At 67.8% G+C, this 16,813-nt stretch carries 14 protein-coding genes; 5 read left to right on the top strand and 9 right to left on the bottom strand.

The features are described from left to right. Nucleotides 1-6 precede the first annotated feature (6 nt). Entirely contained in the window at nt 7-345 is a 339-nt protein-coding gene (locus LQ955_RS10390) for an ArsR/SmtB family transcription factor (protein ID WP_231024472.1), read from the bottom strand. 52 nt (nt 346-397) lie between these two features. On the opposite strand from LQ955_RS10390, the gene LQ955_RS10385 reads away from it, so the two are divergent. Then, entirely contained in the window at nt 398-1,606 is a 1,209-nt protein-coding gene (locus LQ955_RS10385) for an MFS transporter (RefSeq protein WP_231024471.1), read from the top strand. A gap of 81 nt (nt 1,607-1,687) precedes the next feature. Here LQ955_RS10385 and LQ955_RS10380 read toward each other — a convergent pair whose 3' ends face one another. From LQ955_RS10380 to LQ955_RS10370, 3 genes are all read right to left on the bottom strand, one after another. Further along, the gene (locus LQ955_RS10380; protein ID WP_231024470.1) at nt 1,688-3,214 is read right to left on the bottom strand and encodes a sensor domain-containing diguanylate cyclase; all 1,527 of its coding nucleotides are present in this window, start codon (nt 3,212-3,214) and stop codon (nt 1,688-1,690) included. A gap of 50 nt (nt 3,215-3,264) precedes the next feature. Further along, nucleotides 3,265-4,089, bottom strand: a complete 825-nt coding sequence (locus LQ955_RS10375; RefSeq protein WP_231024469.1) for an alpha/beta fold hydrolase — start codon at nt 4,087-4,089, stop codon at nt 3,265-3,267. A gap of 183 nt (nt 4,090-4,272) precedes the next feature. Continuing rightward, on the bottom strand, nt 4,273-5,280 hold the full coding sequence (locus tag LQ955_RS10370; RefSeq protein WP_231024468.1) for a PfkB family carbohydrate kinase: 1,008 nt from the start codon (nt 5,278-5,280) through the stop codon (nt 4,273-4,275). A 253-nt stretch (nt 5,281-5,533) separates the two neighbouring features. Between LQ955_RS10370 and LQ955_RS10365 the strand changes: the two genes are divergently transcribed. Then, on the top strand, nt 5,534-7,459 hold the full coding sequence (locus tag LQ955_RS10365) for a S53 family peptidase (RefSeq protein WP_231024467.1): 1,926 nt from the start codon (nt 5,534-5,536) through the stop codon (nt 7,457-7,459). A gap of 159 nt (nt 7,460-7,618) precedes the next feature. Here the strand turns inward: LQ955_RS10365 and LQ955_RS10360 are convergent, their stop codons facing one another. Together LQ955_RS10360 and LQ955_RS10355 are read right to left on the bottom strand one after the other, a co-directional pair. After that, nucleotides 7,619-8,314 (bottom strand): TetR/AcrR family transcriptional regulator, encoded by a 696-nt coding sequence (locus tag LQ955_RS10360; protein ID WP_231024466.1) that lies wholly within the window; start codon nt 8,312-8,314, stop codon nt 7,619-7,621. After that, nucleotides 8,301-9,737 (bottom strand): saccharopine dehydrogenase NADP-binding domain-containing protein, encoded by a 1,437-nt coding sequence (locus LQ955_RS10355; protein WP_231024465.1) that lies wholly within the window; start codon nt 9,735-9,737, stop codon nt 8,301-8,303. Before LQ955_RS10355 ends, LQ955_RS10360 begins: the two co-directional genes overlap by 14 nt. Nucleotides 9,738-9,835: 98 nt before the next feature. Between LQ955_RS10355 and LQ955_RS10350 the strand changes: the two genes are divergently transcribed. Then, nucleotides 9,836-10,774 (top strand): hypothetical protein, encoded by a 939-nt coding sequence (locus LQ955_RS10350; protein ID WP_231024464.1) that lies wholly within the window; start codon nt 9,836-9,838, stop codon nt 10,772-10,774. A 78-nt stretch (nt 10,775-10,852) separates the two neighbouring features. Here LQ955_RS10350 and LQ955_RS10345 read toward each other — a convergent pair whose 3' ends face one another. The 3 genes from LQ955_RS10345 to LQ955_RS10335 all read right to left on the bottom strand — a co-directional run bounded on the left by LQ955_RS10345 (nt 10,853) and on the right by LQ955_RS10335 (nt 13,834). Further along, nucleotides 10,853-12,721 carry a chromosome partitioning protein ParA gene (locus LQ955_RS10345; protein ID WP_231024463.1) on the bottom strand — a complete coding sequence of 623 codons (1,869 nt, stop codon included), beginning with the start codon at nt 12,719-12,721 and terminating at the stop codon, nt 10,853-10,855. Between the two features lie 123 nt (nt 12,722-12,844). After that, a complete protein-coding gene (locus tag LQ955_RS10340) occupies nt 12,845-13,270 on the bottom strand; it encodes a VOC family protein (protein ID WP_231024462.1) in 426 nt (141 codons plus the stop codon). Nucleotides 13,271-13,279: 9 nt separating this feature from the next. Next, nucleotides 13,280-13,834, bottom strand: a complete 555-nt coding sequence (locus tag LQ955_RS10335) for a CGNR zinc finger domain-containing protein (protein WP_231024461.1) — start codon at nt 13,832-13,834, stop codon at nt 13,280-13,282. Nucleotides 13,835-13,872: 38 nt separating this feature from the next. Between LQ955_RS10335 and LQ955_RS10330 the strand changes: the two genes are divergently transcribed. Next, nucleotides 13,873-14,985, top strand: a complete 1,113-nt coding sequence (locus LQ955_RS10330; RefSeq protein ID WP_231024460.1) for an EamA family transporter — start codon at nt 13,873-13,875, stop codon at nt 14,983-14,985. Nucleotides 14,986-15,181: 196 nt separating this feature from the next. Then, on the top strand, nt 15,182-16,768 hold the full coding sequence (locus LQ955_RS10325; protein WP_313788345.1) for an HNH endonuclease signature motif containing protein: 1,587 nt from the start codon (nt 15,182-15,184) through the stop codon (nt 16,766-16,768). Nucleotides 16,769-16,813: the final 45 nt, after the last annotated feature.

Here is a 16,813-nt window from a genome sequence, read left to right as displayed (position 1 = left end):
GAATTGTCAGTGTGCCGCATCGACGTCGGCCACCGCAGCGGCGCTGGTCAGCGAATCGATCAGGCCGGGAAAACGCTCGTCGAGCTCCTGTCGGCGCAAGGCGATACGGCGATTCCGCCCCTCGATCAGCACCGTTGTGAGCCCGGCTTCACGGAGCGTCTTGAAATGGTGCGAGAGAGTCGACTTGGTGATGTCGAGCCCGAACTCGTCGACCGTACAGGAATGGTAGCCGTCGTCGGCCAGCACCTGCAGCATCTTCACGCGCCCCGGGTCAGAGAGTGCGCGCAGAATGTCGGTAAGTCGAATGTCGTCGGCGTTCGGCTGCGGAAAAGACATGTCGGTCATCCACGTGGGTTCATTGTTCGATGATCATCAAACTATACGATACGCTAATAGTATGACGACCATCGAACCATCGTACTCCGCGCGCTACTACCCACGGCTCGCGCTGCTGGCGTTCGGTCTCTTCGTGGTCGGAACGAACGCCTTCGTCATCGCCGGGCTGCTGCCCGACATCGCCGCGTCGCTCGACGTGCGGCCGGCCGATGTGAGCTACTCCATCACGTTCTACGCCATCGTGGTCGCCGTTGCGGCACCGGCGGTCGCCATTCTGCTGCCGAGAGTCTCGCGAACCACGTTGATGGCGTCGGGCCTCGGGTTGATCGCCGTGGGCACGGTGATCGCTGCAGCGGCACCGACGCTCGGAGTGTTCACCGTCGGGCGAATCGTGGCTGCCCTGGGTGGTGCGGCGCTCGTTCCCGCCGCGACCGCTGCTGCGGCCTCGCTGGCGCCTCCGGTCAAGCGCGGTCAGGCCATCGCCTTCGTCACACTCGGCTTCACGCTGGCCAGTGCACTGGGTTCTCCGCTCGGAACGGCTTTGGGAGCATCCGGCGGCTGGCAGCTGCCGCTGTACGTCGTGGCAGCGATGGCGGCGGTGCTCGGGGTGCTCGTCGCGTTCTTCCTGCGCAGGGTGCCGCTCGGAAATCCGGTGAGCATCGCGGAGCGCTTCGCGCCGCTGCGTGACCACCGCATCGTGGTGGTGCTCGGCGCCACGCTCTTCATGACCGCCGGATTCAACGTGGTGTACATCTTCAGCTCAGAGATCACGGCGGGCGCGACGAACAGCAATGGCACACTGCTGGCGGTGCTGCTGCTCGTCTACGGCCTCGCGGGCACCGTGGGAAACCTCGGGTCTGGCTTTCTGACCGACCGGTTCGGCAACCGGCGCACGGCGAGCGCGTTCATGATCATCCACTTCTTCGCGCTGGTGGTGCTGCCGATCATCGACCTCAACTACCTGGTGACGGCCGTCGTCTTCGCGGTGTGGGGTCTGGCGGCTTTCTCGGCCGTGCCGCCGCTGCAGCATCGGCTGATCTCCATCGACCCCGCCGCGTCGGGAATCGTGCTGTCGTGGTACACGACCGCCATGTATGCCGGAATCGCGCTGGCACCTCTGCTCGGGGGCGCGGCGCTCGCCGTCGGGGGTGCGCAGCTGGTGCCCGACGTGGGCGCCGGCGCGGTGCTCATCGCGCTCGTGCTCTTTCAGCTCGGGTACCTCATTCGCCGGCGCACGGCGGAGCCGGCCTTCGCGGCTCAGGTTCGCTGACTCGCTCCATTTTGCGAAAAAGTACCGATCGTCGCGGTTTTGGGTGCCTCTGCGCAAAGTCGGCAGCGCGTGTGCCAGAGGTTAGACCTGCACGAAGGTGAAACGGTCTTTGCCCGCGCGCTTCGACTCGTACATGGCCTCGTCGGCGAAACGGATGAGCGTCTCACCGGTCACGTCGTTGCGCGACTCGTCGGCGCTGTAGAAACTCACGCCCACACTCGCCGAGACGGGCAGCCCCGCCGCCTCGCCGTCGAGCGGTCGGCGAACGGACTCGCGTAATCGTTCCGCGATGTCCACGATCTGGTCTTCGCTGACGTTCTCGCAGATGATCAGAAACTCATCCCCGCCGAGGCGCGCCACGGTGTCGCCGGCCCGCACCACCGATGTGAGCCGCGCGCTGACTTCGCGCAGCACGAGGTCGCCGCCCTGGTGGCCGAGCTTGTCGTTGACGGCCTTGAACCCGTCGAGGTCGACGAACAGCAGGGCGATCGCCCGGGCATCCGGTGTGTTGTCGGCGAGCAGATCGTCGAGTCGGCGCTGCAGGTAGAGCCGGTTCGGCAGCCCGGTGAGGGCGTCGTGCAGCGATTGGAACACGATCTGCTCGCGCAACCGGATGCGCTGCCGCGCCCCGACCGACTGCTCGGCGAGCGACTCCAGCAGTTCGATCGTGCTCGGCTCGAGAATTCTGGGCCGGCCGAAGCCGCAGAGCAGCGCGCCGGTGGCGACGCCCGCCTCGACGATCGGCACCGCCACGAGCGACTCGATTCGGGCGCGCCTTGCGGAGACCGCGCCGGTCTGAGGAATCGCGGAGGCCTGTGGAAACGCGGAGGCCTGTGGAAACGCGGAGGCCTGCGGAAACGCGGCGGAGAGTGTCGCCGCATCAGACCAGGTCTGCGTCACGGCTCTCTGCAGCGCGAGTGTCGCGGGCGAGCTCTGCCCGGCGGCGATGATCGTCGCATCGGCAGCCGCCGGCACCAGATCGCCGTCGTCGTTGCTGAAGTACACGGTCACCTGCGGAGCATCGGTGGCGGCCCGGGCCGCCTCGGCGAGGGTAGCGCCCAGGTCGGACTCCGTGTCGGCGGTGCCGAATCCGGTGGTCGCCGCTTGCAGAATGCGAACGCGTTTCTCAGAGAGCTCGGCCGCCCGCCGCGCCGCGAGTAGCTCGCGTTCGTAGTTGCGGCGCACGGTCGCGTCGAACACGGCGAACCGGATGCTCGGCTCGCCGCCCGAGTCGTCGACGGCCGCGTTGACGAACACCGACAGCGCCGACTCGTCGGGCAGCTGCAGGTCGAGCGCCATCTCGTTGACCCGCCCCTGGTCGCGCAGTAGCGGCATGAACCGGGTCTCGTAGAAGAGCTTGCTGCCGCGGGTGAGGCGTTCGATGAGGTAGTGGCCGACCACCTCTTCGCGGGGTACCCCCACCATCTGCACGAAGGTGTCGTTGACCGTGGTCACCACCCCGCTCGCCGTCGCCGAGAGCAGCCCGCACGGCGCATGGTCGAAGGCGTCGTCGTGCTGGTGCGGGCCGTCTGCCGTCGGTGCGGGCGCGGGCGCGGGCGCGGGCGCAGGCTCAGGCTCGGCGTCGGTCACAGACTTGTGTTGGGTCACAGATTCGGCTTGGGTCACAGAATCGGTTCCGGTCCCAGAATCGGTTTCTGTCACAGAAAGGCGCGAATCGTGTCGCTGAGCTTGCCCGGGTTCGCCAGGTGCACGTAGTGGCCGTCGGCCTCGAGTACCACCAGTTCGCTGCCGGCGATGGCGCCCTTCAGATACTCGCCCACGATGACGGGAGCCACGATGTCATCCGTCGACTGCACGATGAGCGTCGGAGTGGTCACGTTCGGCAGCTCGGCCCGTACATCTGACAAGAACGTGACGCGGGCGAACTGGCTGGCCACAGCCGGGTCGGCCTTCGCGAAACTGTCCACCAATTCGGCCGCGAGTTCGGGGCGCTCGGCGTTGCCCATGAAGACGGGGGCCATGGTCGATGCCCAGCCCAGGTAATTCGCGTCGAGCGAGTCGAGCAGGGCATCCACATCGGCCGCTTCGAAACCGCCCACATAGTCGGAGTCGTTGATGTACCGCGGCGACGGGCCCACCAGAATCAGGCTCGCGAACAGCTCGGGCTCGGCGATGGCGGCGAGGGCGCCGATCATGGCGCTCACCGAGTGACCCACGAACACGATGTCGTGCAGGTCGAGCGCGTGAGCGATTTCGAGCAGGTCGTCGGCGTAGCCGTAGAGCGAGTCGTACTTGCTCGCGTCGTACGCCGCCTGGTCGGAGTCGCCCGAGCCCACGTGATCGAAGAGCACGACCCGGTGGTCGTCGGCGAACTGCGGGGCGACGAGGCGCCACATCTGCTTGCTCGTGCCGTAGCCGTGCCCGAAGATCATGGTCGGGGCGGTGTCGGCACCGAGAACGGAGACGTTGTTTCTCGTCAGAACGGCATTCGCGGCAGCGCCGCCGGGCATGGTGATCGTCATAGTGTCGCACTCCCCAGACGGCTCATCGCATCAGCATATCGGGGGTCTGTTCGTACGGGATGCGGATGCTCGGCTCTGCGACGCTCGTATGTTCGGTTTTGCGACAAACGCCGGGCGGGTTCGCGACACGTCCCCGACGGTTTCGCGGCACGCCCCGATGACCGGGGCCGCGGAGCTGGTCGGTCAGACGAGCTGCGACGACTCGTCGCGCGCCGACGCGCGCACGTTCGCGGCCTCGATGAAGCTCGCCGCCGCGTTGTTCGCGTTCGCCACGGCGACATCAAGATCGCGTCGTCCGGCGAGGCCGAGGGCGAGGTGGGCGCTGAATACGTCGCCGGCGCCGATGGTGGCGACGGAATCCACGGCCGCGATGGGTGCCGCCGCGACCCGGCGCGAGCGACCCCGTTCGAAAATGGTGGCTCCGCGCCGGTTCTGCGTCACGACGATGGCGGTGTGCGGGAGTGCCCGCGACCATCCGCGAGCCGTGTCGAGCGCGTCGGTACAGTCTTCGTCAGAGAACACCACCACGTCGAAGTGGGGGAGCACGTGAGCCCATTCGGTGAACTCGCGCTCGTGCACGATGTGATCGGTGCCGACGCGGCGCATGTAGCCCTGGGGCAACAGCAGGCGAAGGGCGGAGGCGGGAACGTTCTCGAAGATGTCGTTCAGATAGGTCGGAGAAAGGTTGCTGAGCAGGGGGGCCACGATCACGACGTCGGAATCCCGCATTCGCTTCGCCGTGTGCGCATCGACCGGCTTCGGAACGGCGCTGTCGGTGTAGAGGCACTGCTGGTGGCGCACGCCGTCGACGAAGGAATTGCGATAGACGAGCGTCGTGTCGCCCTCGGCCGCGTCGAAGAACGAGATCTCGGGGGCGAGCGGGTCGAAGTCGGTGCCGCGCGGAGCGAGCACCGTCGTGCTCACGCCCGTGAACTCGGCGAACTGATGCGCAATGAACACGGCGGGCGAGCCGGCGGAGCGCAGCACGTCGCCTCGGTCGGCCGTGTTCTCGTCGATGCAGACGTGGCCGACCACGGAGACCCGGAGGTGCCGCGCGGCCGGCGTCGAAGTACGGTCGACGGAGTGCGCTGCAGATGCTGCTGACGCTGACGCTGACGCAGGCGCAGGCGCAGGCGCAGGCGCATCCGCAGACGCAGACGCGTCGGCGGCGCGAGAGGGTGACAGAGGCATGGGCGGCGGGGCAATCGGAGTCGGTGCTTCGGGGTCGGTGCTTTACGGGCGGCGCTTCAGGGGCGATGCTCCAGAGCAGCGGTGAACTCGAGCGAAGAATGAGGGTGGTGCGGTGGTGCGGCGTCGCCGGGGGTGTGGTCCGGCCGCCGTTCCTTCATGTTATCGGGCGATTCTCGGGGAATGCCGGGGGTTGCCGAATCGGGCTTGGTGCAAGCACTTGCCCGGTGTCGGGGGTTGGCGGTAAACCGGATGCATGACCGAATCCGTACAATCCTCAGAATCGCCTCAGCACTCTGTGCCGCCTCTCGACCTCGTGCCGCCCCTCGACCTCGTGCCGCTCGCCGGCAGTGAACGGCCTCCGGCGCACGGATTCGCGGCGGCGGCTCAGCCGGCCGCGCGCGCTTCGGTGGTCGAGGCCACTGTGGTGTTGCGCCGGGCGAGCGCTGGGGCGGTGGGTCAGGTGACGGGCGAGGCGGCTGCCGGTGTCGGGGCTGCGCCTGCCGATGTCGAGCTCGTCACGAGCACGTTTCGAGAACTCGGGCTCGACATTCTCGAGGTCGATCCGCCCTCGCGGCGTGTTCGCATCGCGGCAAGCGTGGCGACGGTCGAGCGGGTGTTCGGCACCACGCTGCAGGTGGGGGAGTCTGCGGGCGGGGTCGGTTCTGCTGCGGGTGGGTCCGGTTCCGGTGCAGGTGGGTCCGGTTCCGGCGCGGGCGGGGTTGGCGGCGGTGTGGGCGGGGTCGGCGGCGCGGCGGGTGACGTGAGCGAGGCGGCTGGCGCGGGCGGCGTGGGCGGGGGCGACCTCGTGCAGAGTCGGCGGCGCAGTGGAGGGCTGAGCATCCCGGCCGCCCTCGACGGTGTGGTGACGGCGGTGCTCGGGCTCGACGACCGACCGCAGGCTCGTGCGCAGTTTCGCCTGGCCGAAGCCCATGCGGCGAGCGTGAGCTACACGCCCGTCGAGCTGGGGCGTCTCTACGATTTTCCGGCGGAGACGTCGGGTGCAGGCCAGACCGTCGCGATCGTCGAACTCGGCGGCGGGTTCACCCAGAGCGACCTCGACACGTACTTCGGCGGTCTCGGCATCGACGTTCCGGCGGTGCGGGCGGTCGGCGTCGACGGCGCCGCGAACACCCCCGAGCACAACGCCCAGGGGGCCGACGGCGAGGTGCTGCTCGACATCGAAGTGGTGGGCGCGCTCGCGCCGAAGGCGAGCATCCTGGTCTATTTCGCACCCAACACCGACGCCGGGTTTCTCGATGCGGTCGCCACGGCCGCACACGCGAAGCCTACGCCGGCCGCCATCAGCATCAGTTGGGGTCAGAGCGAAGACCAGTGGACTGCCCAGGCCCGCACGGCCCTCGACGACGCCCTGCAAGACGCGGCGGCGCTCGGCGTGACGGTCACCGTCGCCGCGGGCGATAATGGCAGCTCCGACGGCGACAGCGCGGGCGCCAACCACGCAGACTTTCCGGCGTCGAGCCCGCACGCGCTGGCCTGCGGCGGCACAAGCCTGCATGCCAGCGGCAGCACGGTCACCTCAGAGACGGTCTGGAACAACGGGTCGGGCAAGGGCGCGACGGGCGGCGGGGTGAGCGACGTGTTCGCGTTGCCGGTGTGGCAGCAGGGGGCGGGAGTGCCCGCGTCGCCGGCGCGCTCCGGTGGTCGCGGCGTGCCCGACGTGGCCGCAAATGCCGACCCGCAGACCGGCTATGAGGTTCTGGTCGACGGCACCCGGGCCGTCTACGGCGGAACCAGCGCGGTCGCTCCACTGTGGGCAGCACTGGTCGCGCGGTTCGTGGAGTCGTTGGGGTCGCCGCTCGGGCTGCTGCAGCCCTCGCTGTACGCGGCACGAGCTGGGTTGCGCGACGTGACGGTCGGTGACAACGGCGCCTTCGACGCCGGGGTGGGCTGGGATGCGTGCACCGGGCTCGGTGTGCCGAGCGGTACGGCGTTGCTCGCGGCGTTGCGCGCGGGCCAGGCGAACCGTGCCGGCGGCGGGGCCGTCGCGCCCGCGGCCGCCGCTGCTGCCGCCGCCGCTGCTGCCGCCGCTGGCGCCGCCGCCGCTGACGCCGCAGCGACACGTGCGACCGGCGGTGTGTCGGCAGCCCCACCCGCAGATGCGGCTCCCGACCTCGCAGACGAGTTGCGCAGCATCCGCGCCATCGGCGAAGATCGCTGATCACCCGGGCATCTCGGCCTCGGCCGGCACCTCACCGCCCGCGAGAGAAGCCTCTCGCGCCGAGAGAAGACGGTGCACCACCTTCTCTCGGCGCTAGCTGGTTCTCTCGCTGCTAGCGGGTTCTCGCGGCGGCTGAGGGAGCGCCGGTGGCCGTTCGTATTACCGCGGCACGATGACGGTCGCGAGGGCGGCCTCTTCGATGACGAGGTCGTGTTTTCTCTCGGAGAGCAGGTCGAACGCGCCGGGAGCGGCCAGCTCCGCCAGCAGAAACGGGCGCAGCAGAGCGCCCATGAAAAGGGCGGCGAGCAGGTTCGGCTGGCCCTCGCGCGCAACGCCCGACGCTTGCGCCTGGCGGATCACCGCTTCGATGAGTTCGAGCGGATAAACCGTGCCCGCCGGTAACTTCGGCAGAAAGGTGGGAACCCGAACGAGCGTCGCCACGAACGAGACGCGGTCGCTGCGGTACCGCGCGATCGTTTCTTGCACGATCGCACGCAGCGCACGTTCTTCCGCGTTATCGGAGGCTGCCGATGCGCCCGACACCGTCGCATCGCCGATCTCGGAGCTTTCGGAGCTTTCGGAGCTTTCGGAGCGTTCGGGGCGTTCGGAGTGCACGGCACGCTCGGCGCGGGTGGACTCGATGGCGTCGGCGACGAGCCGCGCGTACGCGGCCAGGTTCGCCGAATAGACCTGCGTCGCCAGGTCGTCGAGCGAAGCGAAGTGTCGGTAGATCGACGCCTCCGACATGCCTGAGCGCTCTGCAATGTGCCGAACACGTGTGTTGTCGTAGCCGAGCTCGGCGAAGCAGGCGGTCGCGGCCGCGAGCACGTCGGCCTTGCGGCTAGGCCGGGGCATCAGCATCAGCATCAGCATCGGCGCCGGCATCGGCCGGGGCGTCGGCATCGTCGGCAGCAGCACCGTGGGCCAGCGCGTCGGCCAGCGACGAGTGGGTGCTCACGCCTGGCAACCCGCGCAAGAATCCCGACCCGAAGGCGGCCGTCGCCGTCAGTGCACCAGCCGTTGTTCCCACCGTTGTTCCAGCCGGCGTTCCAGTCGTTGTTCCCGCTGGTGTTCTCGGCGCGAGCAGCTGCTCGAGGGCAGACACGAGGGCGTGCACGGTGAAGGCGTATCCTTCGCCAGCGCGCAGCCACGCCTCACGAGTGTCACCCGATTCACCCGCCACCCGCGCCCACGAGTACGACACGAGCTCACCCGTTTTCGGCGCCGTATCTGCCGCACGAGCATCCACTAGCCGGCGCAGCAGGCGCGAACGCATCGCCGCAGAGACGAGGGGCAACGCGGCCGCGGCGCCGAACCGCGGCAGAGGGAGGCCGACGGAGCTGGTGACGAATCGAGCGCCGAGGGTCGCCGGAATGGCCGCGAGGTCGCCCGTCGCTGCCGGGATGAGCGTGGTGGGTCCGTTCGGTCCGACCAGCCGATGGGCGCGGTGGCCGAGGGCGAAACGGGTGAGCCGACCGTTCTCGACGGCGGCGCCACCGTCGGCCAGCACTCCGACGACACTGGTCGCCGCGCCGCGACTGCGCGCCGCACTCTGCGGGAACATGGCGACGTTGACCCGCGTAACGTGCTCGCCGCCGCTGCCGCTGCCGCTGCCGCTGCCGCTGTCGCTTCTGTTACCGCTGCTGCCGCCACCGCTGGCGCCGCCCTCGACGCCGCCGTACCAGGAATCACCGCCTAGCGTGGTCGCAGCGCCACTCCGTCGCCCGGTTCTGAGCGGATTCGCGGCGCTACCGCCGCGCGCGACGTCAGCACCGCCTCCGCCTCGAAGGTGCTCGGCGACCGACGCGGCCAGACCCTCGGTCGCGACCGTTCCGAAGCCGACCGCCGGCATCAGGGTCACTGCCCGGTCGCGGGCCTCGGCGTCGCGCGCGAGAACGGCCGCGACCGCCGCGTATTCGTTCGCGGCATCGATGTAGTGGCACCCTTCGGCCAGCGCGGCGCCCGACACGACCTGGGCGGTCGCGGCGAACGGACCGACCAGATTCACCACCACCGAACTCCCGCTGAGTGCGGGTTCGAGTTCGTGAAGCGACAACTCGCTCACCCGCCACCATTCGGCGTCGAACCGCTCTGCCAGAGTTCGCAGAGTGCTGAGATTACGCCCGACGAACCGCAGTCGCCAGCCGTTCGTCGACGCGCGAGAGGCGAGCTCGGCCGCGAGCGGGCGGCCGACGGCACCGGTAGCACCGAGAACGGTGATGAGAGCGCTGACCGGGCGACGGGTCGGTTCGCCGGCTTCTGCTTTGTTTGTGACCATTCACTTACATTAGTGAGCCCGCTTCGGCCCGGCAAATTCGTTGCCCATCCCGGTTGTCAGTGACGTAGTCTCGGCTCAGGCGTCTGCTGGGAGTACTCGTGCTGGAGAACATCGAATCCGTGTTCCGGAGCTTCGACGAGAGCATCCGCGCGTCGACCGACGAGAAAGAGCGTCTGGTGCAGTTGCGCAATCGGGCCGTCGACGTGTTGGCGACCGAGCCCAGGGTGCTCAGAGTCGTCGACGCGGGATCGTACCGGCACGGCACCGAGGTCGGCCAACACAGCTGGTTCGACGTTCTCGTGGTGCTGTCGGGCAAACCGACCAGCGCGGCCAAAGCGTCAGAGCTGGTGGCGGCCGCTGTGGCGCCGCTCGGCGATCCTGAGACCGGTGGGATAGGGCCCGGTGCGACAGGGCTCGGTTACGCGGGGCTCGGTGACGCTGGGCTCGACGAAATAGCGCTCGGTGGCGCAGGGCGTTGGGCCGTCGGCGCCGCGCCAGACGACGGGCCACCCGGCCTGCGGCTCATTCCCGCGTTCGAAGCGCCGTCGTCGATCTCGGCCGCCGGCGGTGACGTCGTGGTGCTCGCCGATCCGGCGAAGCGCTGGGTCGCGACGCGAATCGGCGCCCGAGAGACGCTGCTCAGCCGCATCGACGACGACGGCCTACGCCCGCTCATCCGTCTCGTTCTGGCGTGGAAGCACCGCGTACGGGCCTCGATGTCGTCGTACTATCTCGAGACCGCTGTCATTCGTCAGGCCCTGCAGCAGCCCTCGTTCAGTGTGCTGTGGGATCTGTGCTGGACGTTCGAGCAACTCGCCGCCGACGACCTCATGACGCTGACCGACATCTCGAGCCCGGTGCCACGGCAGGGGGTGCGTGCCGCGGCGAGCCTCGCTCGGCGCATCGAGGGCGGCTACCTCGTCGAGCCGGCCGCCGCGCTGCTGCGCTCCGCGGTCAACGCCTCGATCGACGGCGACAACACCATCGTCGGTGATCGACTGCGTGCGCTTTTCGGGCCGCAGTTTCCTGCGCTCTGAGTGCTTTGAGTGCGTTCGTGCGCTGTACCGCGCGTGCGTCCGTCGGCGAGCCGGCGGCCCGGCGAGTGGATGCCCGGCTCAGAGCCCCCGCGAAACCGCCGCCGCGGCCGCCAGCCACGCGCGCCGGGTGGCGGGTTGCAGCGCTCCGTACTGGATGCGCCCGGCCTTGAGCGCCGGGTCGAACGGAACGATGACCACGTCGCGCACGTACGGCCGAAAATCGTCGGCCATGCGCTGCGAGATGCTCGACTCCTTCGGCTGCCACTCCGACACCACGACCACCGCATTGCGCGCCAACTCGGCTGCCTTCTCGCTGCGGCTCTGCACGGCCTGCAAGGTGAGCAGGGCCGCTTGGGCACGGTCTTCCATTGTTGTCGTCGGCACCACGAGTTGGTCGGTATGGTCGATCATGCGAAGCCAATTCTCGGCGCGGTCGCTGTTGCCCGAGTCCATGAAAATGAGTCGGTAGTATTTGGCCGCGATGCTGTGCACCACGTCGACCTCGTCTGCCGTCATCTCATGGATGCCCGTGGCATCTTCATCGGAACGCAGCACGTCGAACTTGTCGGCCTGCTGGTGGTGCACGAAGCCCGACATCTGCCCGAACTCTGCCCGGGCATCCAGGAGCTCGTCGGCGCTGCCGAGAACGTCGAGCACCGTCGAACCGTGTGCGCCGGGTTCGGTGCGCCAGCCGAGCGTGCCCATGGTCTCGTTGTTGTCCCACGCGAGTACGCCGCCTCCGCCGTAGCGGGCGAAGACCGCCGCGAGATTGACGACGGTCGGCGTCTTGTTCGCGCCGCCCTTTCGGTTGATGACGCTGATGGTGCGGTGGGCGTCGAAGTGACGCGAGACGCCCTGAATGTCGTTTCGTTCGCTGAGCTCGGCCGGGCCCGGAGCCAAATGAAAGCCGAACCGGTTCATGAACCCCGGCAATCCGCGCTGCGCGGGCTCGTCGACGCTTGTCGTGGCCAGAAAAGAGGGGGCGTCGAGCAAATCACGACGAGCTTGCTCAGACATAGGTTCTTTCGGTGCGGTGGGTGTTGCGGGTGGCGCGGGCGGTGCAGGCGGGGCGGTGGATGCCCGGGGCTGAGGTACGGGCTCGGGATCCGCCTCTGGGTCGGCGGCCGTGTTCGGTTGCGGTTGCGGTTGCGGTTGCGGTTCGGGTTCGGGTTCGGTCACGGGATTTGGCGCCGTCACGGGATTTGGCGCCGGTTCGGCTGGCGTCGACTCTGGCTCTTTCTCGGCTTCGGGCGTCGGCTCTGCCTCTGATTGCGCGTCTGACTCGACGACGGCGTCGGGTTCCGGCTCAGGCTCGGGCTCGGGTGCGGTCGCCGCTTCTGGGTGTGGCTCGGGCTCGGAATCCGCCTCGGCCTCAGAATCAGCCTCGGGCTCGGAATCCGCCTCGGGTTCTGGAGCTACCTCCGCCGCGGGTTCGCGGTCGCGCGCCGCGGCGGCGACCGGAGCGGCTGAAACGGGGCCGCCGAACGCGGGGTCGTCGTAGTCGAGCTCGTCGTCGGCGTCATCGTCGACGTCTTCGTCGATCGTCAACGCCGCAGCCGCCCGCGGCCCGGCCGTCGCTGGCGCCGGCTCTGCCTCTGGGGCTACTTCTGGCGCTGCCTTTGCCGCTGCCTTTGCCGCTGCCTCTCCCTCTCCCTCTGGGGCCGACTCCGGCGGCGGCCACGGTTGCGGAAGGTCTTCGAACGGAACGAAGCTCTCTTCTTCGATCGATCCGTCGGGTGCGGCGAGCAGAATACTGAGCCCGGTTCGGGCGCGCACCGTCACGCGCACCGGGCGACGGAACTTCAGCGCTTCATCCTGAATCAGACCGATCAGTGCCTGCAGCGCCTCCCCTTCCGAGGTGCCGCGCAGAGCACGCGCCGTGCCGTCGACATTCAGCATTCCGGTGTGGTCGGGGCGCAACAGCGCGGTGATGACAGGTTCATCCAACGCTTGACTTCTGTCGATTGCCAACTCGCTGCCCTACCTCTCGTCACTAGAAGAATCGATATCTGAATGATTCCTTAGTGATTGAGCGTAATAGACGTGCGCCTCCGTGCGCGTTTCTCGTTTTCAGCCGGCGGCCGGCGCCTCGTTCCAGATGGCGAATCTGTTGCCTGCTGGGTCGATCAGGTGGGCGAACTCGATCTGCCCGTTATTGATGACCGGAAGCGCGACCGTCGCCCCGATTCCGACGGCCTGCGCGAAGCTCGCCGCGACGTCGTCGACGTGCACATAGAACACCGCCCAGCTCGCTCCGCCGAGAGCCTCGGTGTTCCAGAGACCGCCCGCGCCGCCGTTCACCATGCTGTACTGCGCGGGCTCGGATGGCTCGTCGAACTGCCAGCCGAACAGGTCTCCGTAGAACGCCTGAGCCGCTACGGGATCGGGGGTGCCGATCTCGAAGTAGTCCACCCGCGCAGGCGTGCGGAAAGTCGCGGAGCGACTTTCGGTGGGCGATTCGTCGGTGCCGTGCGCACCGTTCTCTGGGGTCGACATGCACAGACCCTACGCCGACCCGGCCACTCGTTGTCGAAACGCGACCATGTTCATCCGGTTGCCGCAGCGAACACTGCAGAATCGCTTCGACCCGTTGCGCGACAGGTCGAGCAATAACCCGTCGCAATCGTCGGCTTCGCAGGCGCGCAGCCTGTTCATCTCGTCGGTTCTGATCACGTCGACCAGGGCAAGTGACACTTCGACTCGGATGCGCTCGGCCAACGGAGCCTGTTGGTCTGTGGCGTGCAGATGCCAGTCGAACGTGTCGTGGCGAACGAGATGGGGCAGGGCTTTCGCTGCCTGCAGCATGCCGTTCACCTCGGCGACGGCTGCATCTCTCTCGAGCAGCCACACCTCACGCAGGCGGCTGCGCGTGTCTCGGACATCGAGCAACTCGGCCTGGTCACGATCGAAGCGGCCGGTGTAGCCGTAGGCGTCAAGAAGCGCGGTCAGCTCTGAGGGCGTGGAGATCTCGTCGCGACCGCTCTTGGTCGCGCCGGCGACGGTATTGGCGAGCGCCACGGTGAACTCCAGAGTGACCTCGGTGTCAGGGGCAAAATGCAAATTGACTCCTTACTCGGTACCAGACTAGCGTCGAAGCCATGAGTGCAGTCAACCGCTCCTCCGATGCCGCAGTGACGGCGCCGTCGAGCCTTTCGGTCGCCGTTTCGCCACGGCGTTCGTCGACCACGGCCGGCCTGGCCGTGGCGGTTCTCGCCGCGGCCACCTTCGGCACCTCTGGCGCTCTCATCAAACCCCTGCTCGAGGCCGGCTGGAGCCCGGCCGCCGCCGTCACCGCGCGAGTGCTGATCGGAGCCGTCGCACTGCTGCCCTTCGCCCTGCTCTCGTTGCGGGGCCGTTGGGGTGCGCTGTGGCACTCGCGCTGGCGCGTCCTGGCCATGGCGAGCGTCGGCGTCGCCGGCACCCAGCTGGTCTACTTCGCGGCCATCCAGCGCATCCCGGTTTCGACGGGCATCCTCATCGAATACATGGCCCCCCTGCTGCTCGTCGCCTTCGTCTGGGCGCGCACGCGCCGCATGCCGAAGGTCGTCGTACTCGTCGGTTCGGTGATTGCTCTCGTCGGCCTCTTTCTCGTGGTGTCGCCCGGCGGTGGCGGAGCGTTCGACGCCCTCGGATTCACGTTCGCCCTGATGGCCATGGTCGGCTGCGCTCTGTACTACGTCATCGCCGCGCGCCCGAGCGATGGCTTGCCGACCGTGGCTCTGGCGGGATTCGGGCTGTTGATCGGCGGCGTCATGCTGCTCGTCGTCGGTCTCACCGGGCTGATACCGTTCACTTTCAGCATGACCAACGTCGACCTGTTCGGCTCCTCGGTCGCCTGGTGGATTCCGCTCGTGGCAGTGGGCATTCTCGGCACCGCTGTCGCCTACGCGGCGAGCATCACCGCAAGCGAGATGCTCGGCTCGCGGCTGGCGTCGTTCGCGGGCCTGCTCGAGGTGGTCGCCGCGACGTTCTACGCGTGGCTGCTGCTCGGCGAAAAGCTCTCACCGCTGCAACTCGTCGGCGGCGCTCTCATTCTGGTCGGAATCGGGTTTGTGCGTTCCGAGCGAGTGGATGCCCGCGTCGAGGTCGAGCCGATCGTCGAGCCGATCGCCGAGCCGCACCTCGCGCCGCACCTCGAGCCGATGGTCGAGCCCCACGTCGAGCCGCATCTCGGCGGTGACGTCGACCCGGCGACCGCGACCACGCCCTGACTGGCCACAGACCGAACACATGCCAGTCGAACGCATGCCAGTACTGCGAAAAACAATCGGGCACGCGGGTTATTGACTCCGGGGTTATTGACTCGAAGGTTATTGAACTGGTGCGCGAAGGCGCCGAAGCACCGGTGTTCGAAACTGATTGATAATTGAGTGAGCATTACTCGAATATATGTGCGAGAATTGAGGCATGTCAAGTTCTTGCACAATCGCTCCTGACGTCGAGCAGCTCGTCGCTGAACTCGACGCCATTACCGAGCGTGCCATGCAGGTCAGAAGAGAACTTCACGCCGAGGCGAGAGCCGATGAAGATTTGCTTATCCTCGCGGCAGCGGGTGCGAAGGCAGCTCGGGGCCTTGAATCGGTGCAGATTTCGGCGACGGGCGAAATCTGCGATCGGTCTCGGGCTGGGCTGGGGTCAGACCGGCTTTGTGTGAAAAAGGGCTGTCGAACTGCCTGCGAACTGCTGCAACGCGTGACGCAGCTGTCATCTGCGTCAGTCGCGCGGTTGCAGAGAGTGGCGAGCGCGGTGCGAGGTGGTGCGACGTTGTCGGGCTCGCCGCTTCCGCCTCGATTTCCTGTGCTGGCGGCGGCCGTTGAATCCGGCACGCTCGGGCTCGATACGGCCACAGCGATCGTCTCTGGGCTCTCCGTGCCGACTCTGCGGGCATCAGACGACGCGGTTCGCGCCGCCGAGCACGAACTCGTCGACGCCGCGCTCGGCAGCAGTCCAGAGTGTCCGGTGCCCGCGACTCCCGACGAGCTCAGAATGCAGGCGGCGGTGTGGCGAACGCTGATCGACCCCGACGGTGTGGAACCAGACGAAGAACGCGCGATGAAGCACCGCAGTCTCAGCTTGGGCAGGGCGACCTCGTCAGGCGTGCCCCTGTCGGGAGTGCTGATTCCCGAGGCGGCTGCTCGACTGCAGAGGCTTTTCGACGCATACCTCTCGCCGGTCTCGCGGCCGGTGGCGTTCCCATTCTCTGGCTCCGCTTCCGAAGGCACGCAAACCGAGGCAGGAGCGGTCTCCGATCCTCGTTCCCGCGTTCAGCAGCAGCACGATGTGTTTCTCGCCGTTCTCGACTGTTCCGCTCGGTCTGCGCAGACGCCCAGTATCGGTGGTGCGGCTCCGACAGTGCTCGTCACGGTGACGCAGAGTGACCTCGATCCCGGGGGCACCGGCCCCGGCGACCGGAGCGAGCCGGAGATAGTCGCAGACGCGCACAATGACGTAGGCCAAGGTGATGAAACGGGCGCAGATGCCGACCCAAGCGCAGATGCCGACCCAGGCGATCGTATACCGCTCGTCTCAGCTGCACCGGGTATCGGCTGGATCGAAGGCCTCGAACTACCGGTCTCGATGCGAACGGTGCGCCAGATGGTCTGCGCAGGCGGCGTGCAGAAGGTGTTGCTCGACCGAGCGGGTCGAGTGCTTCAGCTCTCCACTGAGCAGCGATGTTTCACGGGGTGGCAGCGCCGAGCGATAACCCTTCGAGACGGAGGGTGCATCGTTCCCGGGTGCGACATTCCGGCGTCGTGGTGCGAGATTCACCACGTGACACCACACTCCGACGGTGGCGCGACTCACATCGACAACGGCGTACTCCTGTGCTGGTTCCACCATCGAACGATAGAAGTGTCGGGCTGGCAGATTCGAATGCGTGGTGGTGCTCCGCAGATCAAGGCTCCTCCCTGGCTCGACCGGCGGTACCGAACGTGGACAACCACAACGAAGTCGCGCGTGCGCCTCGCCGAACGTTTTCGCGCCGAAGCCTGATAATCCCAGCACCAGCACCAGCACCAGCACCAGCACCAGCACCAG

The sequence above is a fragment of the Subtercola endophyticus genome, from assembly GCF_021044565.1.
Taxonomy (GTDB): Bacteria; Actinomycetota; Actinomycetes; order Actinomycetales; family Microbacteriaceae; genus Subtercola; species Subtercola endophyticus.
This window is presented reverse-complemented; position numbering and strand designations above follow the sequence as displayed.